The sequence below is a fragment of the Dyadobacter sp. SG02 genome, assembly GCF_900109045.1.
Classification (GTDB): domain Bacteria; phylum Bacteroidota; class Bacteroidia; order Cytophagales; family Spirosomataceae; genus Dyadobacter.
Window position 1 is genome coordinate 133,694 of the sequence record NZ_FNYL01000004.1, and the last position, 25,765, is coordinate 159,458.

Below are 25,765 nucleotides of genomic sequence, written 5' to 3' on the forward strand. Positions count from 1 at the left end.
AACATTACGTTTGTTTGTGTTTGAAATAAACAACATATGAAAAGTAAGAAGCAAATTGTTTTGCCGAAATTTTTGAAGATGTTTGGGCAATTGGGCGAAAACATAAAACTGGCTCGCAAGCGGCGCAAACTTACGACCATTCAAGTATCTGAACGGGCGGGAATTGACCGTACTACACTTTATCACATCGAAAAAGGCAGCCCTAGCGTATCTATAGGGGCGTATTTTAATGTTTTGAGGGTTCTAAATCTGCACGAAGATTTCCTTAAACTGGCCGCGGATGACGAGCTTGGAAGAAAGTTGCAGGATTTGAAGTTGCTTGGTAAACCGAGCGAATAGACTTCAATAGGTAAGTGTCTTCTGACACTCGATTCCATGACAGGCAGCAATCTATCAGTAAAAGCGTTACTTGTGCGTGTCACGATCCAATAAATCTATCACAACGCGATTTAATAGAAATATCACGATTTGTCCTTTGCTGTTGACCCTGAATTTAAATAACCCCCAAGACGGTTTACAGTCGACCGTTTCTGCACTTACCCCGACTTCCAGTCGATCATTTAAGCTTTTGCCTGATGCTTGGGGAAATTGAAAATTTTCTGGTTTAAAGTTTGAATTATCTCGAACCCGTGGTTTATGGAGTTCGAGCGGCTCAAATCCTGGCTTGAGGAATAAGCCAATATTCTCCGGTGTTGTTGCCGGTTTGGGGATTTGAGAAAATAACGAAAATCCGCATGAAACTATAAAGCAGAGAACTAGTATCCAGTTGTTATGGGCGACTCGTTCAATTAGTTCCATGCTACAAATTCGTTAATTCTTTTCTTACTTACAGTCAGTTGCAAAAGGAGCCGAGCTAATGTCGGGTCGTTCAGAGTGATCGCGGCTTGGCACACTCCAAATTAACAATGATCATTCAAGAATTTCGTATTAAGTTAAATATTATCTACTACGGTCTGACGTCATCTAATCCGGTCGTATTTCTGTAAGTTGCTAGCCGATTGTGATTTGGTAGCTTTCTGTGAAATTCAATATTAACCTGCCTCGAAATTGCGGAATAACATTGCATTCATCACCCATTTCTCATTCATCTGGAAATTGTGCAACTCTGGTTAGGATAGGTAATCCGCCTCCGTGATATCCGGAATCAGGGTAACTTTTGATCCATTTTGATCCGTCAGAATCCAAATAGTAGGCATTCCAATCACTATCACCTCGCACTTTGACAAGAGTTTCCAGTTTAAGCTCGAGTCTTCTGCCCGTTAATACGATGTCAGGGGATCTGTTGTAGATGACAGAAAAGTTTGTTGCAAATGCCGGTAGGCAAATGTCTATGTACCAGTCCTTTGGGATGTCTGGAAACGTCTCGTGGAGTTTCTCTAGAAATTCAGACCACCCAGGCAGATCCTCATTGATAGATAGAACCATATCCTCATGGACGATATCCATGTCAATTCTATCTATTGTGATTAAGTCTAACTTGAAAACGCTGACTTGAGAAATAGCACTCCATTCCACTCTCGACGAAAATTCTTTATAGATAATTGTAAAGCCGTCAGAATCATAACGGAATGCACTGCTTTCACTATTTTTCAGTTCTGTTGGATCTACCAAAGTCCGATTCTCTCTATTGCCAAAAGAGCGAGCAATTCTCGACAGAGTCCCTTTAAACCATTTCAGCATAAGACGCGAGCTAAACTATAACTGAGAAAATACCAGATTCAGATGAAATCTTGTACGCTTATACTGCCAGAATATTGACGCCATTGATGTAAATAGTTGGCCGTTAGACGTGTATAGAAATCTTCACATAAGAATAGCAAGCACTAGTGCCTGGTATCATTATATAAAGTTGCGATCAACGTTCTCCACTTGAAATAGTCGGACAACTCTCCGTTCATGAGAATAACCAATCCTTTTTTCGAAAACGGATCAAAAAGCATGTAGGTGGATATGCCCGGGCCATGCCCGCTGTGGCTGTACATGGGTGTCTCGGTATTGAGCAAATACATAAACCAGGTATGAAATCCCAAGCTCATATCTTTGGGTGTAAGCGCCTGAACTGCTTTCGGTGGAATGATTTGCCTACCATTAAAATTTCCGTCGTTAGACCAGCAGGCCAAAAAGGTGGCAAGATCCTTCAAAGTGCATCTGAGCTGGCCTGCTGGATAGTCAGGATATTTCCCTTGCGGATGTTTTATGAAGGTTTTAAGCGAATCTGAATAGGAGTATGGCGTCGCCAGTTGTAAGTGAGGGAGTTGGTGCGGAAACCAGCTTGTTTGGCTCATCCCCAATGGATCAAACAGGTGGGTTTTGCAGTATCTGTCAAACGGCATTTTTGAGATCCTCTCTACCAAATATCCTAACAACGCATAGCCAACTTTAGAGTATACGAACTGATCGCCTGGCGCTGTAGTGATGAAGTTTTTGTTTGAATGATATTTTTTGCCGCCCCACATGAGGTATTCTCGCAGGAAGACGTACAACGGAATATCCGTCTGCTGGTATTTATTTTCCCAAAATGGCAAAAGGTAATCCAAATTATCCGCGATCGAGGAGCGGTGCCGCAGTAACTGCCTAAATGTAATGGAAGCTTGTGGGAACGACGGGTTCAAGATCCGAAACGGTAGAAACCGGTTAATGTCGTCATCCAGATTGAAGTAGCCTTTTGCATTAAGTTGTATGATGGCGGCTGCGGTGACTGTTTTTGATAAGGAAGCGATATGAAAGATAGTTTCGGCAGTCACAGGTTTTTTTTGATCGATGTCTTGAAAGCCATAATGACGCATCCAGGAAATGTTACCGTTCTCAATTTTTGCCGCGGCAAGTCCGGGAATATGCAATTCCTTCATCTGCGTTTCGATCAGGGAGTCCACCTCTATCTGGGCCTGTAAGGTGTGACTTAGCAAAAGAAACACGCAGAAAAGTACACAATGCTTCATGAAGATTTTTAGAAGTGAGGCGTTATCAAAAGCTGAAATTAAACTGAGATCAATTCAAACGAAAGTTACAATTCAAAATATGACGGTTGGAAGCCTTCGCTTACAATATCTTTCTATTATTGGTGCATGTACTACCAAACGTTACTTGCGAGAGTACTTATAGCTATCGTGGAAACTGATGCGAAGTTTTGCTTAATTTAAATACTGCGCTCAGTGCAAGCGAAAATTACAAAGCAAAAAATGACGATTGCAAGTCTGCACTGCGTCATCCGGCTTTTTAGCTGATCCGTCAGTTACACGCACCTTAAATCGCCGGATGGGCTTGCAACCAAGGGGCAAGCCCGTCATTTTTTCTTCGAGTGAGAGGCAGCGATTGCCCTGAGCACAAAGCCAGGGGCAAGCTACTTAGACGCCTTTCAATCATGAGAAATCTCGAAAATGCTCCAAGAATCTATGTAGGAACGTATGGTCAGTACAATAGTGGATCACTGTTCGGCAAATGGTTTGACCTGACGGAATATGCTGACCTTAAGGAATTCCTGCAAGACTGTTTTGAGTTTCATCGTAATGAACTGGATCCGGAGTTGATGTTTCAGGACTGGGAGAACATTCTAGATTTTTGGTATCAGAATGCAGCCTTCACAAAGAAGCTTTCGGCTACTTTGAGGCTACTTGTGAAATGGACGACGAAACTGTCGAAGCATTCGAGATTTACTGTAGACAGACTAACTACTGGCCATCCAATGGGTACGAATTGGATGACCAACTCGAAGGATTCCGGGAAAGCTACCGCGGATTCTTTGGAGGATCAATGAAAGATCCTGAGCTTGAATATACTTACCAATATGCGGAAGAGACAGGGCTGCTGTCGAGTGTGCCATCCACGCTAGAAAAATACCTTGATTATGAGGCTTTTGCGAGAGACTTGTTTTTGGAAGGATACAGTGAATATGATGGTCATGTCTTCTCGGACCACTAGAAAGGCGAAGCACTGCATTGACGAACGTCTATGCAGTGCTTTTTAATAAATTGGGGAGCGTGTCGGCCACCCATTTGCATGTTTCCTGGGCGTTATCACAAATCTACGAATACCGTTTCTTTAACTTTCGCATGTCGCCCGAGATTTTGCTATCTACGATCTTAGCGTAAATCTGAGTCGTTCTGATGTTCGAATGGCCAAGCATTTTAGAAACGCTCTCAATGGGAATCCCATTTGAAAGAGTGACCGTTGTTGCGAACGTGTGGCGAGCTATATGGAATGAGATGTTGCGGTCAATACCGCAGACATCAGCAATTTCCTTTAAGTATGCGTTCATTTTCTGATTACTCAGGATGGGCAGCAGCTTCCCAGTCGCATGGCATTGCACTTCATTCTCATATTTTGCTATGATTTTTAACGCTGCTGGAAGCAACAGAACGCGAAACTGTGAACCGGTCTTTTGTCTATTGATTATTACCCACTGTTCGCCATCCTGGCCTGTCTTGATGTCAGATCGCGACAGCTTCTGCACATCTACGTAAGCCAAGCCGGTGTAGCAACTAAACAGAAAAATGTCTCGCACCTGGGTAAGGCGCGCGGACGGAAATTTCTTTGAATCGATAGCTTTCAGCTCTTTCTCTGTGAGTGCAGCGCGATTCACTTCCTTTTTCCGGATTTTGAAACCGAAGAACGGGTCTTTTTGTAAAAGTCCGAGTTTTATTAAGCTTAATACAATCTTCTTACAATAGGCTATGTACCGCATTGTCGTATTATGGCCGCACTTTTTGTTGGATTTAAGCCAGAATTCGAAATCTGCGATAAATTCATAGTTGAGCTTCTGTATCTCGATATCTGCGCTGCCGTACTTCCAAGAGATGAATTCTCTCGCGTGCTTGTACGAAGCGGCATACCGCAGAATCGTACCCCTTGCATATTCCTGGTCTTTCAGTTCGATGAGTCGATTATTATGCTTTTCAAACTCTTGAAGGAACATCGTCCTTTTTTCTGACTGGCCAGTCAATTTTGCCTTGATTGTCTCGACGGTCACTTCCTGTTCGTCGGCGATTAGTTGACGATGTATTTCATACACTTTGGACTGCAGGGTGTCCAAGTAAACATTGAGTTGCCGTGTATCCTCTTTGGTTCCGCTTTTGCGGCCTGCCGCGGAATTCCACTTTTCGGGCTCGCAGGTCCTCTTTGTTGCTAATTCGATGCGATGGCCGCTGGCGGTTATCCGTAGGTAAATGGGAAGATCTCCTGAAACATAATTGCTCCTTCTTTTCAGGTAAAAGAGCACAGAGAAACTGTTTGTGAACATAGCAATCTGGTTTTAATGAATAATAAAACTAGGATTGCGACAGTCAGAAAATCAAGATGTTTAATGCTTGAACATGCTGAAATAAAGTGAGTTACAGGCATTCTGGTGAGCACTTTTTATCAAAACTGCTGCTCACCAGATGCTCACCAGAATTTTGGCAAAACATGCATATTTTGGCATTTTCAAGCAAAGAAAAAAGCCTGCAAATCGTTGATTTACAGGCTTTTGTTGTCTTTTGTTATTGAACTAAGTGGTCACGTAGGGATTCGAACCCCAAACCTCCTGATCCGTAGTCAGGTGCTCTATCCAATTGAGCTACGCAACCGTTTCCGAATTGGACTGCAAATGTAGGAGATGAATTTCGTAGTCGCAAATCCTGGCAAATAAATTTATGAAGAATTTTTGCAAAATCTGCTAATTACCCTGAAAATCAGGCTTCCTTTTTTCGAGAAATGCGGATATGCCTTCCTGCAAATCCCGGGTTCCAAACAGCATTTCCTGACTCTCCCGCTCTTTTTCCAGCATTTGTGGGAGGTTGGAGTGCATCGATTGGTTAAATGCATGCTTCATCGCTCCGATGGCGCCGGTTGGGGCATGTCGATAGTACTTAACGAGCTTTTCAGTCTCTTCGTCGAGCGCTTCGCGGGCTACGGAATGAGCGATCATACCTATTTGCCTGGCTTCGGAAGCTGGGATGCGCCTGCCCGTAGAGGCCAGTTCGAAAGCGCGGGCAACGCCGATGAGCCTTGGTAACATAAACGTCGCACCCGCATCAGGCATGAGGCCTATTTGGACGAATGCGAGGCTCAGATAGGTGTCTTCGGCGGCAATCACCACGTCACAGGCCAGCACCAGTGAGCAACCGGCGCCTACGGCAAGGCCGTTCATGCGGCATACCACCGGTTTTGGAATGTCGCGGATGGCGGTGATCATCGGCTCGTAGTATTCTTTCAGGATTTCGCCGGCGCCTTTGCCCGATGCAGAGGCTTCTTTCAGGTCGGCGCCAGAGCAGAACGCCTTTTCGCCGGTAGCAGTGAGGAGTACCACGCGAATGGAATCGTCGTCTGCGGCGGTTTGGACGGCATTGGTGATTTCGGCGATGAGTGCGGGGCTCAATGCGTGGAATACTTCCGGGCGGTTGAGCGCAATGCGGGCGACACCGTCGCGGCTCTCGTAAATGAGGTTTTGATACATGCTGTGAAGTGCTTTCTATCAAAAGTAGAAATACACCGTGCCGCTACTGACGAGCAGTCCGCAAAATACGCCGGCGAGGATTTGCTGGGGCGTATGGGCATTCAGTTGCAGGCGCGCGCTCATGAGCCAGCCGCCGATGAGTATCGCGAGCAGCAACGGCAGCAGCAATGCGCTTTCGTCGAAACGGATCATCAGTCCCGACAGCATGCCTATCGCCCCGCCGATACCGGTCGCGTGGGCACTGATTTTCCAGAAATAGCTCACCATCGCCACGACTACGAGCGAAAGCGTCACGCTGGCCAGGATGACGGATATTTGCGGGGCAAGCTCACCGATCGGTTGCAGCTGCCAGCCGAACAGGTAGGTAGCTAACCCGTAAATGATCACACATGCTAGGTAGGGAATCCGACGCTCTGCGGCATCTTCCACGTACAGCGAGGTGATCATGCCCATCTTTTTGAAATAAAACATCATAATGGCCGGCGCAATGAAGGTGTTCAGCCACAGCAGAAGTAGCAGGCTCCCCAGCGCGGGCCACTCGAACGCACTTACGCCCACGAGATCGGGCACAAGGAAAAAGAGCAATGCAAACAGGTATGTGGTAAGTATCAGCGGATGGAAAACCACCGATAGTATGATGGCAAGTCGGTTATTCAAGGTAATTAGGTCTTTAATCAGGATGATGCAAACAAAATTACGTTGAAAACCAGACTGTACAATGATTGGGTTCCACAGAAAAGTAAGTTGCAGCGCTACAATAGGTTTTCGGGGCCGAATTTGTAATTTTGCGCCTCATTCGTAAAAAACCGGGCATTCCCGGCTGACATTTTAAAGATTGAATTGAACAAAATGGGACCGTTGCAAATCAAAGACATTTTACAAACTGCGCCTGAAAACCAATCGGTTGTTGTAAAGGGCTGGGTAAGAACAAAAAGAGAAAGCAAAAACGCGATTTTCATCGCGTTGAATGACGGGTCGACCATAAATAATATCCAGGCAGTGGCTGAACCCGGTCAGTTTTCTGCCGAGCTGCTGTTGACAGTAACCACCGGGTCTTGCCTTAAAGTAACCGGCCAACTGGTCGCCTCGCAAGGTGCGGGACAGACGGTGGAGGTAAAAATCACCGACATCGAAGTTTACGGAACGGCTGATCCTGAGCAATATCCATTGCAACCCAAAAAGCATTCGCTGGAATTTCTGCGCGAGATCGCTCACCTGCGCCCGCGTACGAACACGTTCAGCGCGATCCTGCGTATCCGTCACGCGCTGGCATTCGCGGTGCACCAGTATTTCAACGAAAAGGGCTTTTTCTACCTGCACACGCCGGTAATTACGGCTTCGGATGCGGAAGGCGCGGGCGAGATGTTCCGTGTAACGACGCTCGATCTGAACAACCTGCCTCGTACGGAAGAAGGGGCGATCAACTTTAAAGAAGATTTTTTCGGTCGCGAGGCTAACCTCACCGTTTCCGGCCAGCTGGAAGGCGAGCTGGGTGCGATGGCGCTTTCGAAAATTTATACGTTTGGCCCGACATTCCGCGCCGAAAACTCCAACACGACGCGCCACCTCGCCGAATTCTGGATGATCGAACCGGAAATGGCGTTTTTTGAGCTGGAAGACAATATGGACCTGGCGGAGGATTTTGTCAAAAAGGTGATCACTTATGCATTGGAGAACTGCAAGGACGATCTGAATTTCCTTCAAAACCGCCTGGCAGAAGAAGAAAAGAACAAACCGCAGAACGAACGTTATCTGCCATTGCTGGAAAAGCTGGCATTTGTGGTGGATAACCCGTTCGAAAGATTGACCTATACCCAGGCAATCGAGATTTTGCTAAAATCAAAACCACAAAAAGAAGGCAAATTCCAGTTCCCGGTGACGGGCTGGGGTATCGATTTGTCGAGCGAGCACGAGCGTTACCTGGTGGAGAAGCATTTCAAGAAACCGGTAATCCTGACCAACTATCCCCGCGAGATCAAATCATTCTATATGAAACTCGACGAGGATGGTAAAACCGTTCGCGCAATGGATGTTCTCTTCCCCGGCATCGGCGAGATCATCGGCGGTAGCCAACGTGAAGAGGATTATGAGAAACTCCTCGGCCGCGTGCATGAAGTAGGCATCGATCCCGAAAACGTATGGTGGTACCTCGAAACGCGCAAGTTCGGAACGGCACCGCATTCGGGCTTCGGACTGGGTTTCGAGCGTCTGGTGCAGTTTGTGACCGGCATGGGCAACATCCGCGACGTGATTCCGTTCCCACGCTATCCTAAGAGCGCGGAATTTTAATTATTCTACAAGCTGTTACCTTTTTCATGGCTTTACGTAAAAAGTAAAGCAGTTAGTGTAAGTTTTACTTTAAACAACACGCACATGAAAAAGAACAGATCATTCTTGAAGAGCAGTATTGCGGCCGCGGCTGCGGTACTGCTCTTCGTTTTTAATGCAAATGCCAACGAGCCGTTCCATGTCAAATGGACGATGGATTACACCCAGGCCGGGGTTTCGGACCATGCCAATTTTGCGCCGTCGGACGCCATACTCGCGGGCGGGCCCAACACATTTACATTGCCCACGGTTTACAGCACGGGAGGCGGCGCGTTCATCGCCGGTTACACGATCAGGCCCTGGCCGGCCGCTTTCTCCGCCTCCCGGTACACGGAGTTCACTTTTGCGGCCAATTCATTCAAATACAACATTACTTCCCTGTCATTTCGCCTGCGCCACTCGCCAAACGGGCCTAATAACATTAAAATCCGAACGAGTTACGATGGTTTCGCGGCAGACCTGAATGCATTTGTCATCACAGACAACAGTGTTTACAAAACTTATACGGTTCCCGTCAGCTACACAAACCTGTCGGGTAACCAGTTTTCCGTCAGGATTTATGCCTTCAATTCCGTCGATATCTACGGGACACTGGGGCTTGATGAAATATCTGTAAATGGCGAGGTACTGGCCATTGTGCTGCCGGTCGACCTGAATTATTTCAAGGGCGTTCCAGTGTATGGCAATGCAGAAAATGGACAAGTAGCATTGGAATGGGAAACCAGCTGGGAAAAGAACAGCAAGGAATTTATTGTTGAAAGAAGCATTGATATGAAAGCATTCGCTCCGATCGGAACAGTCGCAGCCTCCGGCGAGACGATGGGACGGACTTACTATACGTTTATCGACAATGATCCTTCGGTAGGGAACAATTATTACAGGTTAAGATTGGTGGGCAAAGACGCGGGCTTCGCGACCTGCAAACCGATTGTGGTTTTCAATCCTGAACCATTCTCCGGCGTGCAGGTAGCGCCTAACCCGCTGACGTCACGCATGATCGCATTAACCGCCGCCGACAGCCACGAAGCGTTACTCACTTTGTACAACAAATCGGGCGTTTCGGTACCATTCCGCCGCGAAAACGGCCCTGGCGGACGTATATTCCTCACTCCTTCCGGGCCACTACCCTCTGGCATCTATTTTGTAGTATACGTAAAGAATGGTGTAAAAGAACATTTAAAAGTGCTGGTTCCGTAAAGCATTCTGCGCTTAATTTGTAATGGTAAAATATAGAAAATGCTTTCGACCCGTCGTTAGCATGGCAACGTTCCTATTATTAAAGGCCAAAAGCCTATGTTGAAAAAAGTGCAGCCGAAAGTGTGGTGGATGGCCGTTGCCGTCCTGGTTATTTTATTGATTTCCTGGGGATTAGTAAGAAAAAACAAGACCGATTCCCCGGACGTGGCCGTGTCTGGCAAATCCGTCAAAAACCTCGATCCCGTGCGGGTAACGAACCCTGATGCCAAAACGGCAGAGAAAATCGCGAAGATCGAAGACATTTTCAGGCGTAAAAGGAACGCGGGCTTCAATGGCAATGTGCTCATTGTTCAGAAAGGCCAGATACTTTACCAAAATTCGTTCGGCTTCGCCCATATGCGCGCGAAGGACACGCTCACTACCGATTCGCGTTTCCAGCTGGCATCACTTTCAAAGCCATTTACCGCGGTAGCGGTTTTAAAACTCATCCAGGAAGGCCGCGTGGCGCTCGATGACTCGGTGCAACGCTTTTTCCCCGATTTCCCTTACCACGGCGTGAAGGTCGATATGCTGCTGAGCCACCGCAGCGGGTTGCCTAATTACATTTACTCATTCAACGACAGCGTCCGTCACGGCCGGAAATATCCTGATAACCTCGATATTCTCGATTGGTATGCCAAAGTGGTCCCCACCCCGACACCCTACAACCGTCCGGGCCGCTCGTTCAACTATTGCAATACCAACTACTGCGTATTGGCCGCCATTGTCGAAAAAGTGACCGGTGACTCGTTCGGCAAATACCTGAACAGCCAGATTTTCACGCCGCTGGGCATGCAGAATACCTACCTTGTTACCGATACGACCATCGCCGCCACGAAAAACCGCACCGACGGTCACCAGTACGGCCGCAGGCTGGAAAAGGATTATTATGACGAAGTCGTCGGCGACAAAGGACTGTATTCCACTACAATGGATATTTACCGGTTCTACAACGGCCTCACCAAAGGGCTTATCCTCGAAAAGAAGATGCTCGACGAAGCATTCAAGCCCCGCAGTTTCGAACGCGATGGTATCCGCAATTATGGCTACGGCTTCCGTATGCACATCAAGGACGACCATACACCGCGGTTTATCTACCATGGCGGCTGGTGGAAAGGTTACAACACCATGCTATGGGTATGCCCCGAAGACGATGCGGTGATCATTGTCCTCGGCAATACGTATAATCGCTCTACGTACGACTTGCGCGAACTGCTGGAAGTTGTACATGGTTCGGTGAAGATCGATGATATTGAGAAAGACATCTAGCATTGTTTGAATTCGGCCGCGAATTCAGGATATTTGCCGAAATTAAACGCATTCCCGCACCTTATGCCCGACACCGCATTCCACTTACCTGCTTATTTGCTGTTGGGCTTGCCGTTTTCGTGCTTTTTGTTGCTGTGGCTCGGTGGAACAAGTCTAAATAAATTTGCAGGATGGATCGGGGTTCTGGTGACCGCAGCGGGACTGTTCACAAGCCTGACTTTTGCCGATCCCGGAACCGACCATTACATTCGTTTTCAATGGCTTACAATAGGTAGCCATTCGATTGAACTCGCCTTTCGTTTCGATAGCCTTTCGGCGATGATGCTCGTTATCGTGCATTTTGTGGCATTGCTCGTGCAGCTGTTTTCGACCGCCTACATGCACGACGACCGGAATGTGAACCGCTATTTCGCATTCATTCAGCTCTTCCTCTTCTCCATGCTCGGCATTGTGCTTTCGGGCAGTTTGCTGGTGATGTACATTTTCTGGGAGCTTGTCGGACTGTCGTCCTACCTGCTGATTGGTTTTTGGTATACTAAAAAACGACCCGTTTGGGCAGCGCAGAAGGCATTTGTCCTCAACCGCATTGGCGACGCTGCGTTCCTTACGGGCATATTAATGCTCTTCTACTATATCGGTTCTACGGACTTTGAAGTGCTTTCGCTCCAAATCGGCTCCATTCCGCCCGGCATTCTGACTGCCATCGGTATTTGTCTTTTTGGTGGTTGCGTAGGTAAATCGGCGCAATTCCCGCTCTCCGGCTGGCTCCCGGATGCGATGGAAGGCCCGACGCCCGTTTCGGCATTGATCCACGCCGCCACGATGGTAGCGGCAGGTATTTTCCTGTTGGCCAGAATATCCTTTTTGCTTACGATCGACGCCCGGTTGGTAATACTCGTTATCGGGGCGATTACCATGGTTACCGGTGCCGTAAAGGCGTTGAAAGGCTGGGATATTAAAAAGGTTCTCGCTTATTCGACGATGTCGCAACTGGGGCTGATGGTCATGGCGGTCGGTTTCGGAAGCTGGCAGACTGCATTGTTCCATTTGGCGACGCACGCATTCTTTAAGGCAGGATTGTTCCTTTCGGCAGGTTCGGTGATCCACGCGGTGACTCCGGACGATGAATTGCCTGGTTATGACCCGCAGGATATGCGCACCATGGGCGGCTTGCGTAAGGCATTACCTGTTACATTCATTTGTTACCTGATTTGCGCGGCCGCATTGGCAGGATTACCGTTCTTTTCGGGCTTCCTTTCCAAAGACGCGATCATTACCGAAGGTTTCCTCTGGGCTTCGGAATTCGGCGTGGTGGGCTACTTGTTCCCTGTACTGGTCATTCTTTCGGCCGGGTTAACAGCATTTTACATGACGCGTCAGGTTTGGCTGGTCTTCTTTGGAGAAAAACGATTTCCCGCAAGCGTACACCCGCATGAGTCGCCGGTGGCGATGTGGTTGCCTATGGCATTGCTTTCGGCATTGTCGCTGTTCTTCTGGTTTTCCATTAACCCATTCAATGCTGAGGGCTGGTTCCTGCACTGGATCGGGAAGGAGCACGGCGAGCATTTGGTATGGGTGCCTTTTGTGGCGAGCGCCGTTACATTCGTCTCGATTTTCCTGGCTTACCGTGAAACGAGTGCGGACAATCCATTCAAAGTGAACGACCCGATACCGGTTGGCGAGCCTGCTCAAAGCCCGTGGAACTGGCTGCGCGGTTATTCCAATGAGCAATACTTCCTCATTCCCTTCGATTTTATTACGAAGTACCTCAAAGCCTTCGAAAAAAATATTGTCGACGCCCTCGTCGATCTGGTTGCCAAAGGCAGCCTGGTGTTCGGACACTTCATTGCCTGGTTCGACAGAATGTTTGTCGACGGTGCGGTACATCTGACAGTTTTCTCGATCCGCTCCGCCGGGCAGGCTGCGCGGAACATGCAAAGCGGCCGGATACAGTCGTACTACATCGTGACGGTAATGGGCGTCTTTTTATTGATATTGTGGCTGGTTGCATTTTGATGCAGCCCGGCCGGTTAAATTAATGCTTGATGATTGATCATATACTCACCTTCTTAATTGCCATACCATTACTGGGCGCCGCCGCCGTCGCATTCTGGCCGGTCGACAGCCAGCACAATTTCCGCCTCATCGCGCTGGTGGCATTGTTGCTCGAAGTGCTGGTTACGGCTGTCAGTTATTTGTCATTTAGCAGTCAGGATGCGGCACTTCAATTATCCGAAGTAAGGGATTGGATTACATTGCCTATCGGATCTCTCGGTGTTGTTTCGATTGATTATGCATTGGCGGTGGACGGGATCAGCTTCCCGCTGGTGCTGCTGGCCGTGGTGGTGTTGCTGGTGGGCGTGGTGAGTTCCTGGAACGTTAATCACAAGTCGCGGGCGTATTTTGGCCTCTATTTACTGCTGAGCGGCAGCGTAATGGGCTGTTTTCTCGCGCAGGATTTCTTCCTCTTCTATTTATTCTTCGAATTCATGCTCTTGCCGATGTACTTTCTCATCGGCCTCTGGGGCGGCCCGCGGCGGGAATATGCTGCATTGAAATTCTTTATTTACACATTCCTGGGCTCGTTGCTGATCCTGATCGTCATGATCGGCCTCTACCTGTCGGTGATCGACCCGGTGGAAACGGCACGCGTCGTTGGTCTCATCGGCCCTGAAGACGCAGTCCATCCCGATTTGATCCCCCAGATCCAGCAATGGCTTTTCGACGGTAAAATCGCACCCGAGCAGTTGATCCATACATTCCGTTTCACCTACCTGGCCGATCCCGGTAATTACATTCCCGGCTCGATCATGAACGCCGCTTCCGAGTTTTTCATCGCCGACATTCCGGTGCGTCTGCTCGCATTCTGGTTCCTGTTCATCGGTTTTGCCGTGAAACTGCCCGTCGTGCCCGTACATACGTGGCTGCCCGACGCCCACGTGGAAGCGCCTACGCCGATATCCGTCGTGCTAGCAGGTATTTTGCTGAAAATCGGGGGTTACGGTTTCATCCGGATTGTCGATGGTTTCTTCCCTGCCGAAGCATTATACAGCGCCATCCCCCTGGCCGTTCTGGGTATGATCTCGATCGTTTATGGCGGTTTCAATGCATTGGGCCAGAACGACCTGAAGAAAATGATCGCCTACTCGTCGGTATCGCACATGGGCTTCGTGCTGCTCGGTATCGCCGCATTCACGCCCGAAGGTTTCAATGGTGCTATCTACCAAATGGTAAGTCACGGCATATTATCGGCGATGCTCTTCTTGCTCACCGGCGTCCTCTACGACCGCACCCACGACCGCCGTATCGACCATTACCGCGGGTTGATCACCGTCATGCCCCAATACACCGTCATCACCGGCATTGCATTCTTCGCATCGCTCGGCTTACCCGGCTTCTCGGGTTTCGTCGGCGAGCTATTCACGCTCATGGGCGCATTCCAGTCCGACGCCCTGCCCGTATGGATTCCGGCATTGTCGACATTAGGCATCGTCCTCGCCGCCGGCTACTTCCTATGGACCTTTCAGCGCATGTTTTTCAGTTCATTCTGGTACAAAAACGCCACCACGCAAGTCCTCACCGACCTCACACGCCGCGAAAAGGCTATGCTGGTGCCGTTAGTTATCCTTACTATTTTGGTCGGGATATTGCCGGGACTGCTGTTTGACCTGTCGGGGCCGACGGTTGAGGCTTGGTTGGAAGGGTTAAAGTAGTGGTCAGGAATGGTCAGGCGATTGTTATTAAGTAACCGGCATTCCTAATATTTAAGGATTCAAATCCAAAAATATTATGATTATTTTGGATTTGAATCCCAAATAATCATGTTTTAGAACTTCGGGCTGTCTTACCGTCCAAACAGCTGGTCCAGGCTGAACCGTCCCTTTTTCGACAATGCTTCCAGCGTATGCTGCTGATCGGGAGTTAGTATTTCAATGATTTCAATGCGCTTTTCTTCGGCCAGGCGCTTGCGGTCGCTTCTTTTATTATCGCCGCGGCGCTTCATTTTCCTTTCCATTCTCGCGTAACGGCGGTCGATCTTTTTGAGCTGTTTATGCTGCCGCTTCGTCAGTTGGAGCTGGTCGGCGTACTTGTCCATGTTCTTTTCGAGGCGCCGGTTGTTCAATTTACTGTTGGTAACCGCGTCGTCGTTCTGGAAATCATCGCTACGCCGGTCGTCATTACGAACGTCGCTACGCCGATCGGTACGGCGTGACTGGGCAAATGAGTCGGAAGTGGCCAGACCGCCCAGTAACAGGCCGAGGGCGAAAATCAGCGTCAGGATTCTTTTCATGGGTTGATAATGGGTTAAAAATTCGATGCTTATAACGGCGTTTGGAACCGGTAGTATATAAAGCCGCCGTTTTTTCATTATCTCCCAGAGTTTTAGGCTTATTTAAATAAATATGGTTTTGTGCAGGAGCACAGATGGTATTTTTTACAATCTTTACAGTAGTTGCTATTGGTTTTATTTCAAACTCCGTTCTATTTCCCAAATTTTATTCTCCTACACCCTGTTTTGTCAGATGAAAGATAGTGCTCCTTCACAAAGGTTATTGTCCCTGGATACGTTGCGTGGTTTTGATATGTTCTGGATTTCGGGTGGCGAAGAGATTTTCCATGTGCTCGCCAAAGTGACCGGCTGGTCGTGGGCGATTGTCCTGGCCCACCAGTTTACCCACCCCGATTGGAACGGTTTTCGTGCCTACGACCTCATTTTTCCCACATTTCTCTTCATGGCCGGCGTTTCGACGCCGTTCTCGCTTGGAAGCCGCCTCGAAAAAGGGGTACCGCCATCGCAGCTGATCCGCAAGGTGATCCAGCGCGGCATTATCCTCGTCATTTTAGGGATCATTTATAACAACGGCCTGTTCGAAACGGAATGGTCGCAGATGCGTTACCCGAGCGTACTCGCGCGTATCGGGCTCGCGGGCATGTTCGCGCAGATCATCTACCTTTATTTCGGTTACCGCGCGCGCTGGATCTGGTTCGGCGGGCTGCTGATCGGCTATTACCTGTTCATGATGTTCTATCCCGTGCCCGGCTGCGGTGCCGGCCTGCTGACGATCGATTGCAACCCGGCCAGCTATATCGATAAAATGATCATCCCCGGCCGCCTCCACCTCACTATTCACGATCCGGAAGGGCTCGTTTCGACGATCCCCGCCATCGCGACCGGCCTCATGGGCATCTTCGCGGGCGAGCTGCTGCGCACGAGCCACGAGATACTTTCTCAAAAAAGCAAAGTCGTTTACCTGGTTTTTGCCGGGGTAGTCAGTTTGCTGGTCTGCCTTGTGTGGGATTACTTTTTCCCGATTAACAAAAATCTCTGGACGAGTTCGTTCGTACTCTGCGCGGGTGGGTTTAGTACATTGCTACTGGCGCTGTTCTATTGGCTCGTCGACGTGCTCAACTACCGCAAATGGACGCTGTTTTTTGTCGTAATAGGCATGAATTCGATTGTGATTTACATGGTAGGCCGCTTCATCGACTTCGGTTACACGGCCCGCGCATTGTTTGGCGGAGTACTGAGCTATTTCCCGCACGGCGTAGAAGCGGTAGGTGAAGTAATTGCATTTATCGCCGTACAATGGGCGTTTATGTATTTACTTTACAGAAACAAATTATTCCTGAAAGTCTGACCGGTGGCATGGAATGGTCAAATGTTGTCAGGAATAGTCAAGAGTAGTTAGGGTTAGTCACTGTGTAAGGATAAAAGAGACAACACATGACCATACATGACATTTCCTGACTTCTTTATTTAATCATTCAGTCATTCAAAATTAATACATGATCGAAGTCACCAATCTGACGAAGGTTTACGGAACGCAGCGCGCGGTCGACGGGATTTCATTTACCCTCAAAAAAGGTGAAATCGTAGGTTTTCTCGGTCCGAATGGCGCGGGGAAATCCACGACGATGAAAATTCTGACGGGTTATCTCAAACCGACCGAGGGCCTTGCCAAAGTTTCGGACTTCGATGTGATACAGCAGCCTATGCCTGCTCGGCGGGCCATTGGTTACCTGCCCGAGCATAACCCGCTGTACCTGGATATGTACGTGACGGAGTTCCTGCTTTTTTCCGGAAAACTGTACGGAATGAACGGCGCCGCATTGAAAACCCGGGTGAACGAGGTGATCGCGATGTGCGGACTGGAGCCGGAGCGCAAAAAAAAGATCGGTCAACTTTCCAAAGGTTACCGGCAACGCGTGGGATTGGCGCAGTCGTTTTTGCATAATCCGGATGTGCTCATCCTCGACGAACCGACGACCGGCCTCGATCCTAACCAGATCCAGGAGATCCGTGAGGTGATACGTACCGCCGGAAAGGACAAAACCGTGCTTTTTTCCACGCACATTATGCAGGAAGTAGAGGCATTGTGCGACCGTGTGATCATCATCAACAAAGGAAAAGTGGTGAGTGACAGCTCGTTGCAGGCGCTTCGCGAAACGGGCGATTCACTGGAAGATATTTTCAAGAAGCTTACGCAGCAGGCTTGATGTTCCGACAGTAATTACCATGACCATATTCGGTTAAGCAAATATTAGAATTGCATTAAAACAGTATTTAGCAGGATTTAAAGCAATAGAAAATTGTTATTATTGTAGCTTTTGTTAAGCGCCAATGTCAGTTGTTGAAGTTGTAAAACCTAACATTCCCTCGTTAAGTCAGTGTTTTCAGGTATGAAAAATTGGTGGTTCAGCCGGTTTCGTGTAGTAGTGATTGTAGTGGCGCTGGTGGTGCTTACCTCCGTGGCATCTGTGGCGTGGAAAATGATGGCTGTCAAAACGGTGGCGATCAAAACCGCACCTGTTGCCGTTACCAAAGCGAAGCATAAAGCTCCCAAAAAGCGTCTTGACCCGGTCATTGTCCTTCCTGAAAACGAATGGGTGGACAGTACCCTCAAATCCCTGAGTATTGAACAAAAGATCGGCCAGCTTTTCATGGTCGCTACCTTCTCGAACCGCGACGAATCTCATTACAAATACATCGATAAGCTGATCAACGATTACCAGATCGGCGGCCTGATATTCTTCCAGGGAGGCCCGGTGGGGCAGGCGCAGCTCACGAACCGTTATCAATCGCATTCCAACATCCCGCTTTTCATCGGCATCGACGGCGAATGGGGGCTCGGTATGCGTCTCGACAGCACTATTTCTTTCCCGAAACAAATGGTACTCGGCTCGATCCAGGACGATCGGCTGATTTACCGCATGGGCGACGATATTGCCCGCCAGTGCAAGCGCCTCGGCATTCAGATCAACTTCGCGCCGGTTTCGGATATCAACAACAATCCGGCCAATCCGGTGATCGGTATACGTTCGTTCGGCGAAGACCGCGAGAATGTGGCACGGAAGTCGGTCGCCTATATGAAAGGTTTGCAACACAACCGCATTATCGCCACCGCCAAGCACTTCCCCGGCCATGGCGACACCGATGCGGATTCGCATTTCACGCTGCCCGTGCTGACGCATTCATTGGAACAACTCAACAATACGGACCTCTACCCTTACCGCGAGATGATTGCGGATAGCCTTATGGGCGTTCTGAATGCCCATTTGTACATTCCTGCGCTGGACAATACCCCTAACCAGGCCAGCTCGCTTTCCGACAAGGTAGTGAACGGCCTGCTGCGCAAAGACCTCGGTTTCCGCGGGCTCGTATTTACCGATGCTATGAACATGCGTGGCGTGCTTAAAAACGGCAAAGCTGCCGATGTGAACCTCAAAGCGCTGGTAGCAGGCAACGACGTGCTCCTTTACCCTGAAAGCATTGCCGAAACCGTAGCGCGCATTAAGGATGCGATTAATCAGAAGCAGATCAGCGAGAAGATCATTGATGATAAGGTAAAACGCATTTTGCAAGCCAAATACTGGGCCGGACTGAGCAAGTACCAGCCCGTCGACATCAATAATCTGTATGCCGACCTGAATAGCGAGAAGAGCAAGGAACTGTACCGCGAGTTGTGCGAGGCTTCGGTGACCGTCGTGAAAAACGACAACGACCTGCTCCCGATCGGTTCGGTCATGGACAACAATATCGCGTCGGTAAGCATTGGCGAGGGCAGCAGCACGGCATTCCAGAAAATGCTTTCGACCTACAAACCGATGCGGAGCTACTCGTTTTACGACGGGCCTTCATCACAAGAGCAAATCACCGAAATGCTCGGTTATCTGCAACCTTACAATACGGTCATCGTCGACATTCACGGCATCAGCTCCAAGCCGGGCCGGAACTACGGCGTTACCACAGGCATGGTCGATTTTGTGAACCAACTCAAACAGCAGAACAAAAAGGTGATCCTTTGCCTTTTCGGCACGCCTTACAGCATTCAGTACTTCCCTGCCACCGACGCGATGATTTGCGCCAGTCAGGACGGAAAGGACCAGCAGGAGATTGTGCCGCAGATCATTTTTGGCGCATTGAGTTCGAAAGGCCGTCTGCCGGTTTCGGTATTGGCCTACAAAACGGGTACCGGCGTGAACACGACCAGCATTAACCGAATTGCATTCGGAACACCGGAAAGTGTGGGTATGGATGGTATTTCACTTAAAAAAATCGATGAAATCGCTACTGCGGCGGTAAATGACCACATTTTTCCCGGCTGCGAGGTGCTCGTGGCGCGGCAGGGCAAGATCATTTATGAAAAACAATTCGGCGGGCTGAGCTACCGCACCAACGACCGCGTGACGCCCGAAACGATTTACGACCTGGCTTCGCTCACCAAAGTTTCGGCCACATTGCAGGCTGTCATGCTGCTTTACGACCGGAAACAGATCAGCCTGGATGAAAAAGCATCGAAATACCTCCCGGAACTCGTAGGTACTACCAAGCAGAACTTCACTGTCCGCGACCTGCTCTTGCACCGCTCGGGACTTATTTCTTTCTACCCGTCGCTTTGGGACCGGACCAAAACCAGTGCCGGCGGCCTGCTGCCTGAATATTACAGCTCGAAACAGGACACCGCCTACTATTTGCAGGTAGCACCCAAGCTCTTTGCCAAAGGCGCATTGCGGGATTCCGTGTGGAAATGGGTCGTGGAATCGCCCATGAACAACCGTCGCGATCGGGCCGGAAACTACGGTTATCTGTACAGCGACCTTGGTTTTCTTACACTTCAAAAAATCGTAGAGCGAATCACCGGCCAGCCGTTGGATATTTTCGTGGCTGCCAACATTTACGAGCCGCTGGGACTGGGCTATCTCGGTTTCAATCCATTACGCCGTTTTTCTGAAAAACAGATTGCCCCTACCGAGCAGGATTATCGTTTTCGCGGACAGCTGCTCCAAGGAACGGTCCACGACCAAATGGCGGCGATTGTCGGCGGCGTTTCGGGGCACGCAGGCCTGTTCGGCACCGCCCGCGACCTGGCCGTTTTATTGCAAATGAACCTTTGGAAAGGCAACTACGCAGGAAAACGCTATTACGAGCAGGCTACCGTGCCGTTCTTCTCGCGCATGTACGACGAGTCGCACCACCGCGGGCTGGGCTGGGACAAGGCCCCGGCCGATGGCAACAGCTCCTACGTGTCACCGTTGGCTTCTGTCAACTCGTTCGGCCACACGGGTTTCACCGGCACGATGGTGTGGGTAGATCCGGAAGAAGACCTCGTGTTTGTATTTCTTTCCAACCGCGTAAATCCCGATGCGGAAAACACCGCGATCACCACCCAGCATACACGGCGAAAAATCCAGGATGTAGTATACAGTTCATTGATTAAACGGAAAAGCCAGCTTCCTTAAATCACCTTCAGCGTATTTGAAAAATATCTCTAACTTTACCAGTCAAAAGGTTAGCGGAAAGATATTTAGACAGATACATGAAAAGAACATTTATTAAAGAAAGTTTCCTTACCATTTTCGCCACGGTATTCTGCCTGGCAGCTTCATTCGGACAGACTAGTATTACCACAGGGACAGTGAGCCCATCAACGGCCTGCGCCGGTAGCGATGTTTCCGTCCCGTTTACAACCGCCGGTACTGTGCTTCCTACTGTGACATTTCATGCGCAGTTATCAGATGCCGCCGGTGCATTCAGCGCAACACCCGTCGAGATCGGTAATGCCGCTACTTCGCCGATTTCTGCCACCATTCCAGCGGGCACCACAGCAGGCGCTGGCTATAAGATCCGTGTTGTATCAAAATTGGCAGGCGTGATTGCCATCACCGGGTCGGAAAGCGTTGCGGTGACGGTCAATGCTGTACCTGCCGCTCCAACGGTGACTTCACCTGTGAATTATACGCAAAATGCCGTCGCCAGCGCATTGTCGGCTACGCCGGGGACTGGCGGTGCACTTAATTGGTATGGGACCAATGAAACAGGCGGCACGGGTTCTTCCACAGCGCCAACACCAGCTACAACAGCGGCCGGTACAACGATCTATTATGTTTCCCAAACTGTTGCCGGATGCGAAAGTAACCGGGCTAAAATCGATGTGATTGTAGCTGCATGTACGCCTCCTGCGAAACCAACTGTTACTACACCCGTAACTTATACTGTTGGCGATGCGCCTGCCCCTTTGACGGTTACTGCTGCTACTGGCGCTACAATCAACTGGTATGGCACCAATGCATCGGGAGGAACAGCTTCCGCGACAGCACCTACACCGTCTACTGCGACCGCCGGCTCCACTACCTACTATGTTTCTCAAACTGTGGCTGCTTGTGAAAGTGAAAGGGCGCAAATTGTCGTTAACGTTAATGCATGTACGCCGCCAGCTGCGCCAACCGTCGTTAACAAATCTTATACGGTCGGCGATGTTGCAGTTCCATTAACCGCAACTGGAACCGGCCTGAAATGGTATGGAACCGATGCAACAGGCGGAACTGCATCTACGACGGCACCAACACCATCTACCGCAGCAGCCGGAACTACCTCATACTATGTTTCTCAAACCGTTGGTGGATGCGAAAGCTCAAGAGTACAACTAGTCGTGACGGTAAATGCATGTACGCCACCAGCAGCACCGACAGTTTCTAACAAATCTTATACAGTAGGCGACGCTGCGGCGCAATTAACGGCGACAGGTAGCAACCTTAAATGGTACGGAACCGATGCAACGGGCGGAACTGCATCTGCAACTGCCCCAACACCTTCCACGACAGCTCCTGGAATTACATCCTATTACGTTTCGCAAACCGTGGGCGGATGCGAAAGTGCAAGAGCGCAAATCGTCGTGACGGTAACTGCCTGTACACCACCAGCCGCGCCGACAGTCGCTAATAAATCTTATACCGTCGGCGATGCCGCGGTTCCGTTGACTGCAACAGGGTCGAATTTGAAATGGTACGGAACCGACGCAACAGGCGGAACCGCATCTGCGACTGCCCCAACACCTTCGACGGCAGCTCCCGGAACCACATCGTATTATGTTTCACAAACCGTGGGCGGATGCGAAAGTGCAAGAGCACAAATCGTCGTGACCGTCAATGCATGTACACCACCGGCTGCGCCGACAGTTGCCAACAAATCTTACACGATAGGCGATGCTGCAACTCCGCTAACCGCAACTGGAACCAACCTGAAATGGTACGGAACCAATGCGACAGGTGGAACAGGATCTGCAACTGCCCCAACCCCGTCGACAGCTACGCCGGGAACTACATCTTACTACGTTTCGCAAACCGTGGGCGGATGTGAAAGTGCGAGAGCGCAAATTGTCGTGACCGTCAATGCATGTATACCTCCGGCAGCACCAGGCGTAAGTAACATTTCCTATTGCATTGGTTCCGCAGCCGCAAAACTTAATGCCACGGGAAGCAATTTGAAATGGTATACAGATGCAACCGGCGGAACCGGCTCGGCTACTGCCCCAACTCCATCGACTTCGGAAGCTGGCGTTAAAAGTTACTTTGTCTCTCAAACGGTAGGTGCCTGCGAGAGTGCACGCGCCGAAATTAAAGTAACCATCAACGAAACCCCGGCTCCCACTGCTACATCCCCGATCGAATACTGCTTAAATGAAGCCGCATCACCACTCACCGCCACCGGTACAGGCCTGAAATGGTATATGTCGTCTACCGGCGGAACTGCATTGACCGGTACACCGACGCCTGTTACCACCGCAGCAGGAACAACCCGCTATTATGTTTCCCAAACTGTCAATGGCTGCGAAAGCCAGCAGAGAAAAGAAGTAGCTGTTGTCGTTAAAAATCCGTCAACTGCTCCTACCGTAACTGCAACTGTAAACCTTTGCCAGAATTCGTCACCCGCGGCCTTAACAGCAAACGGCAGCCGTCTTAAATGGTACACCAGCGCAAGCGGCGGCACAGCATTGGATGGTGCTCCTGTACCGGTTACTACCGCCGTGGGCACTACAAACTATTATGTTAGTCAGACAGCGGAAGGATTGTGCGAAGGCCCGCGTGCAAAAATCGAGGTAATAATTAAAGATACGCCTGCGGCGCCTGCCGTAACGCCTGTCGACTACTGCGTTGGTGCAAAACCCGTTGCATTAACACCCTCCGGCGCTGCTTACAAATGGTACAATGGGCCAACCGGCGGCACGGGAACAACCGCTCCTCCAACGCCGACCGCAACAACCGTTGGAACCACTTCCTATTATGTTACCCAAGCCAACACCTACGGCAGCCTTACCTGCGAAAGCCCGCGCGCGAAGCTCGATGTAAATGTCAATGCCACCCCGGGCAACGTAAGCGCATTGTCGCAAGAATTCTGCCAGGAACGCGGCGATAAAAACTACACATTCCCCACGCAAGCACAGCCAGGCAATACTTTGAACTGGTATACGGCTGCAACGAACGGAACTCCCAGCACCGCGACGCCTTCAATTAACTTGAAAGACGCGAAGGAAACCACTTTCTTCGTAACCCAGGTGAGCAATAAGGGTTGCGAAAGCGCTACCCGCGTTGCCCAAAAAGTACTGGTTAAACCTCTCCCTGGCCAGCCAGGCATTGCACAGTCGCTCATCGAATATTGCCAGTTTATCCCTGCAAAACCGTTGGAAGCAACAGCCGTTACCAATGCATCCCTGAACTGGTTCGGTACAGACGCGACAGGAGGAACATCGAGCCCTAATGCGCCGACTCCTTCCACAGCCGAAGGCGGAACGACTTCCTATTACGTTGCGCAAACATTGGCAGGATGTATCGGCGACCGCGCTAAAATCGACATCAAAGTAAATACCACGCCGAAGCCTGTTACCAAAACATTCCTCGAATACTGCCAGAATGCCGTGGCGCCGGCGCTCGATGCAACCGGAACTGTTTTGAAGTGGTACCGCGAAGCGAACGGCGTCGACTGGCAGGGCATTCCTTTCATTCCGTTTACGGCTAAGGTTGAAGATTACTCTTTCTACGTAACGCAAACCGGTTCTAACGGTTGTGAGAGCCCGAAAGAGGAGATTAAAATCCATATCAAAGCATTGCCTTCCGCTACGATCTCCGGTAACTCCACGATCGATCTGGGGCAGACGGCAACCGTCAATATCAGGTTTACCGGCGACGGACCATGGATTTATGCATTGTCGAACGGCCTCACCGATACCACCGACCAGGCAAACCATCAGGTGCAGGTGAAGCCAAGCACTACCACCAGCTACCTCCTTGCAGAAGTTTCCAATGCCTGCGGTAAAGGAACGATCAACGGTCTGGCGGTCGTGACGGTGAAAGTGCCGACCATCAACTCGGGAAATGCTTCCGTGTCGGAAGTTTGTGCGGGTAAGGCGTTCAACGTTCCTTTCCAGCAGTCGGGCGATTTCCCTGCGGGTAATACCTTTAAATTGCAGGTGTCCAAGGAAAATACGGATGCCAAATTCTATACGATCCCGTCAACAGCCACTGCGAATTCCGTATCGGCTACCTTCCCGGATACCACCAAAGGAGGGACCTACTTCCTGCGTGTGATCAGCTCGGGCGCGAACCCGGACTTTACCGTAAAAGGAAGCGTAAGCTCGATCACGATCAATGCTACGCCGCTACCGGTTGCTACATTGACAGGTACGCAAACCATTCTCGTAGGCGAAACCGCCGACCTGAAAGCAGAGATCACCGGAAAAGGTCCATGGACGATCACATTGAACAATGGGACAAAGGATACGCTCATCACCGCGAACGCTACTCCCTATACTTTCAAGCTCGCACCTAAAACAACGACGACCTACGCCATTACCAAGGTAACCAACGGTTGCGGTATCGGTACGGGTGTGGGTACGGCGAGGGTGCAGGTGGACCCGATCCTGGGCGTAGAACCACCAGCTCCGGCGGATTGGGCGAAGGTTTACCCGACGGTGATCAATGGTAAATGTACGGTTGAAGTAACCGGTACCATTTCGCCGAAACAAGCACAAATCGAAGTAGTAGACCTGAACGGTCGTGCGCGTTCGACACAGGTTATCAAACAGCAAAAAACAGAGGTTGATTTTGCCAATTATCCTTCCGGACTTTACCTGTTGCGGATCCGGAATGGCAATTTGACCACCGTTCAGCGCGTGATGAAACCCTGATAATTAATTCAAGAAATACCACGGGACATTTGTTGCAATG

19 protein-coding genes and 1 tRNA gene are annotated in these 25,765 nt (G+C 49.8%); 12 read left to right on the top strand and 8 right to left on the bottom strand.

Annotation, left to right across the window (positions count from 1 at the left end; translation table 11 throughout):
- Positions 1-36 precede the first annotated feature (36 nt).
- Entirely contained in the window at positions 37-339 is a 303-nt protein-coding gene (locus tag BMW93_RS10540; protein ID WP_090375200.1) for a helix-turn-helix domain-containing protein, read from the top strand.
- Positions 340-405: 66 nt separating this feature from the next.
- Here BMW93_RS10540 and BMW93_RS10545 read toward each other — a convergent pair whose 3' ends face one another.
- From BMW93_RS10545 to BMW93_RS10555, 3 genes are all read right to left on the bottom strand, one after another.
- The gene (locus tag BMW93_RS10545; RefSeq protein ID WP_090375201.1) at positions 406-798 is read right to left on the bottom strand and encodes a hypothetical protein; all 393 of its coding nucleotides are present in this window, start codon (positions 796-798) and stop codon (positions 406-408) included.
- 282 nt (positions 799-1,080) lie between these two features.
- Positions 1,081-1,680: an Imm27 family immunity protein gene (locus BMW93_RS10550; protein WP_090375202.1), complete on the bottom strand. Its 600-nt coding sequence runs from the start codon at positions 1,678-1,680 to the stop codon at positions 1,081-1,083.
- A gap of 143 nt (positions 1,681-1,823) precedes the next feature.
- Positions 1,824-2,939, bottom strand: a complete 1,116-nt coding sequence (locus BMW93_RS10555; protein WP_090375203.1) for a serine hydrolase — start codon at positions 2,937-2,939, stop codon at positions 1,824-1,826.
- A 422-nt stretch (positions 2,940-3,361) separates the two neighbouring features.
- Here BMW93_RS10555 and BMW93_RS10560 point away from each other — a divergent pair, with 422 nt between their 5' ends.
- Entirely contained in the window at positions 3,362-3,754 is a 393-nt protein-coding gene (locus tag BMW93_RS10560; RefSeq protein WP_255372345.1) for an antirestriction protein ArdA, read from the top strand.
- Entirely contained in the window at positions 3,649-3,918 is a 270-nt protein-coding gene (locus BMW93_RS36055; protein WP_255372348.1) for an antirestriction protein ArdA, read from the top strand. The genes BMW93_RS10560 and BMW93_RS36055 overlap by 106 nt, the downstream gene beginning before the upstream one ends.
- A 103-nt stretch (positions 3,919-4,021) precedes the next feature.
- Here BMW93_RS36055 and BMW93_RS10565 read toward each other — a convergent pair whose 3' ends face one another.
- The 4 genes from BMW93_RS10565 to BMW93_RS10580 form a co-directional block, all read right to left on the bottom strand.
- Entirely contained in the window at positions 4,022-5,236 is a 1,215-nt protein-coding gene (locus BMW93_RS10565) for a site-specific integrase (protein ID WP_090375204.1), read from the bottom strand.
- Positions 5,237-5,487: 251 nt separating this feature from the next.
- A tRNA-Arg gene (locus BMW93_RS10570) sits at positions 5,488-5,561 on the bottom strand.
- Between the two features lie 89 nt (positions 5,562-5,650).
- The gene (locus tag BMW93_RS10575; RefSeq protein ID WP_090375205.1) at positions 5,651-6,430 is read right to left on the bottom strand and encodes an enoyl-CoA hydratase/isomerase family protein; all 780 of its coding nucleotides are present in this window, start codon (positions 6,428-6,430) and stop codon (positions 5,651-5,653) included.
- Between the two features lie 18 nt (positions 6,431-6,448).
- The gene (locus BMW93_RS10580; protein ID WP_229240337.1) at positions 6,449-7,087 is read right to left on the bottom strand and encodes a hypothetical protein; all 639 of its coding nucleotides are present in this window, start codon (positions 7,085-7,087) and stop codon (positions 6,449-6,451) included.
- A gap of 192 nt (positions 7,088-7,279) precedes the next feature.
- Between BMW93_RS10580 and asnS the strand changes: the two genes are divergently transcribed.
- The 5 genes from asnS (at position 7,280) to BMW93_RS10605 (ending at position 14,976) form a co-directional block, all read left to right on the top strand.
- On the top strand, positions 7,280-8,719 hold the full coding sequence (asnS, locus tag BMW93_RS10585; protein WP_090375207.1) for an asparagine--tRNA ligase: 1,440 nt from the start codon (positions 7,280-7,282) through the stop codon (positions 8,717-8,719).
- 84 nt (positions 8,720-8,803) lie between these two features.
- The gene (locus BMW93_RS10590; RefSeq protein ID WP_090375208.1) at positions 8,804-9,955 is read left to right on the top strand and encodes a T9SS type A sorting domain-containing protein; all 1,152 of its coding nucleotides are present in this window, start codon (positions 8,804-8,806) and stop codon (positions 9,953-9,955) included.
- Positions 9,956-10,051: 96 nt separating this feature from the next.
- Positions 10,052-11,263 (top strand): serine hydrolase, encoded by a 1,212-nt coding sequence (locus BMW93_RS10595; protein WP_090375209.1) that lies wholly within the window; start codon positions 10,052-10,054, stop codon positions 11,261-11,263.
- 33 nt (positions 11,264-11,296) lie between these two features.
- Positions 11,297-13,279, top strand: coding sequence for an NADH-quinone oxidoreductase subunit L (nuoL, locus tag BMW93_RS10600; protein ID WP_229240339.1), 1,983 nt, complete (start codon positions 11,297-11,299; stop codon positions 13,277-13,279).
- Between the two features lie 29 nt (positions 13,280-13,308).
- Positions 13,309-14,976 (top strand): NuoM family protein, encoded by a 1,668-nt coding sequence (locus BMW93_RS10605; protein WP_090375211.1) that lies wholly within the window; start codon positions 13,309-13,311, stop codon positions 14,974-14,976.
- A gap of 131 nt (positions 14,977-15,107) precedes the next feature.
- On the opposite strand, the gene BMW93_RS10610 is transcribed toward BMW93_RS10605, so the two are convergent.
- A complete protein-coding gene (locus tag BMW93_RS10610; protein WP_090376211.1) occupies positions 15,108-15,554 on the bottom strand; it encodes a hypothetical protein in 447 nt (148 codons plus the stop codon).
- Positions 15,555-15,786: 232 nt separating this feature from the next.
- Here BMW93_RS10610 and BMW93_RS10615 point away from each other — a divergent pair, with 232 nt between their 5' ends.
- The 4 genes from BMW93_RS10615 to BMW93_RS10630 all read left to right on the top strand — a co-directional run bounded on the left by BMW93_RS10615 (position 15,787) and on the right by BMW93_RS10630 (position 25,725).
- On the top strand, positions 15,787-16,902 hold the full coding sequence (locus BMW93_RS10615; protein ID WP_090375212.1) for an acyltransferase family protein: 1,116 nt from the start codon (positions 15,787-15,789) through the stop codon (positions 16,900-16,902).
- 148 nt (positions 16,903-17,050) lie between these two features.
- Entirely contained in the window at positions 17,051-17,761 is a 711-nt protein-coding gene (locus BMW93_RS10620) for an ATP-binding cassette domain-containing protein (protein ID WP_090375214.1), read from the top strand.
- A 183-nt stretch (positions 17,762-17,944) separates the two neighbouring features.
- Complete coding sequence (locus tag BMW93_RS10625) at positions 17,945-21,004, top strand: glycoside hydrolase family 3 N-terminal domain-containing protein (RefSeq protein ID WP_090375216.1); 3,060 nt, start codon at positions 17,945-17,947, stop codon at positions 21,002-21,004.
- A gap of 77 nt (positions 21,005-21,081) precedes the next feature.
- Positions 21,082-25,725: a T9SS type A sorting domain-containing protein gene (locus BMW93_RS10630; protein ID WP_090375218.1), complete on the top strand. Its 4,644-nt coding sequence runs from the start codon at positions 21,082-21,084 to the stop codon at positions 25,723-25,725.
- Positions 25,726-25,765: the final 40 nt, after the last annotated feature.

Excerpts from the sequence above, each read along its gene's own strand:
- BMW93_RS10540 (WP_090375200.1), top strand. The coding sequence starts at position 37 with ATGAAAAGTAAGAAGCAAATTGTTTTGCCGAAATTTTTGAAGATGTTT.
- BMW93_RS10545 (WP_090375201.1), bottom strand. The coding sequence starts at position 798 with ATGGAACTAATTGAACGAGTCGCCCATAACAACTGGATACTAGTTCTC.
- BMW93_RS10550 (WP_090375202.1), bottom strand. The coding sequence starts at position 1,680 with ATGCTGAAATGGTTTAAAGGGACTCTGTCGAGAATTGCTCGCTCTTTT.
- BMW93_RS10555 (WP_090375203.1), bottom strand. The coding sequence starts at position 2,939 with ATGAAGCATTGTGTACTTTTCTGCGTGTTTCTTTTGCTAAGTCACACC.
- BMW93_RS10560 (WP_255372345.1), top strand. The coding sequence starts at position 3,362 with ATGAGAAATCTCGAAAATGCTCCAAGAATCTATGTAGGAACGTATGGT.
- BMW93_RS10565 (WP_090375204.1), bottom strand. The coding sequence starts at position 5,236 with ATGTTCACAAACAGTTTCTCTGTGCTCTTTTACCTGAAAAGAAGGAGC.
- BMW93_RS10575 (WP_090375205.1), bottom strand. The coding sequence starts at position 6,430 with ATGTATCAAAACCTCATTTACGAGAGCCGCGACGGTGTCGCCCGCATT.
- asnS (WP_090375207.1), top strand. The coding sequence starts at position 7,280 with ATGGGACCGTTGCAAATCAAAGACATTTTACAAACTGCGCCTGAAAAC.
- BMW93_RS10590 (WP_090375208.1), top strand. The coding sequence starts at position 8,804 with ATGAAAAAGAACAGATCATTCTTGAAGAGCAGTATTGCGGCCGCGGCT.
- BMW93_RS10595 (WP_090375209.1), top strand. The coding sequence starts at position 10,052 with ATGTTGAAAAAAGTGCAGCCGAAAGTGTGGTGGATGGCCGTTGCCGTC.
- BMW93_RS10605 (WP_090375211.1), top strand. The coding sequence starts at position 13,309 with ATGATTGATCATATACTCACCTTCTTAATTGCCATACCATTACTGGGC.
- BMW93_RS10610 (WP_090376211.1), bottom strand. The coding sequence starts at position 15,554 with ATGAAAAGAATCCTGACGCTGATTTTCGCCCTCGGCCTGTTACTGGGC.
- BMW93_RS10615 (WP_090375212.1), top strand. The coding sequence starts at position 15,787 with ATGAAAGATAGTGCTCCTTCACAAAGGTTATTGTCCCTGGATACGTTG.
- BMW93_RS10620 (WP_090375214.1), top strand. The coding sequence starts at position 17,051 with ATGATCGAAGTCACCAATCTGACGAAGGTTTACGGAACGCAGCGCGCG.
- BMW93_RS10625 (WP_090375216.1), top strand. The coding sequence starts at position 17,945 with ATGAAAAATTGGTGGTTCAGCCGGTTTCGTGTAGTAGTGATTGTAGTG.
- BMW93_RS10630 (WP_090375218.1), top strand. The coding sequence starts at position 21,082 with ATGAAAAGAACATTTATTAAAGAAAGTTTCCTTACCATTTTCGCCACG.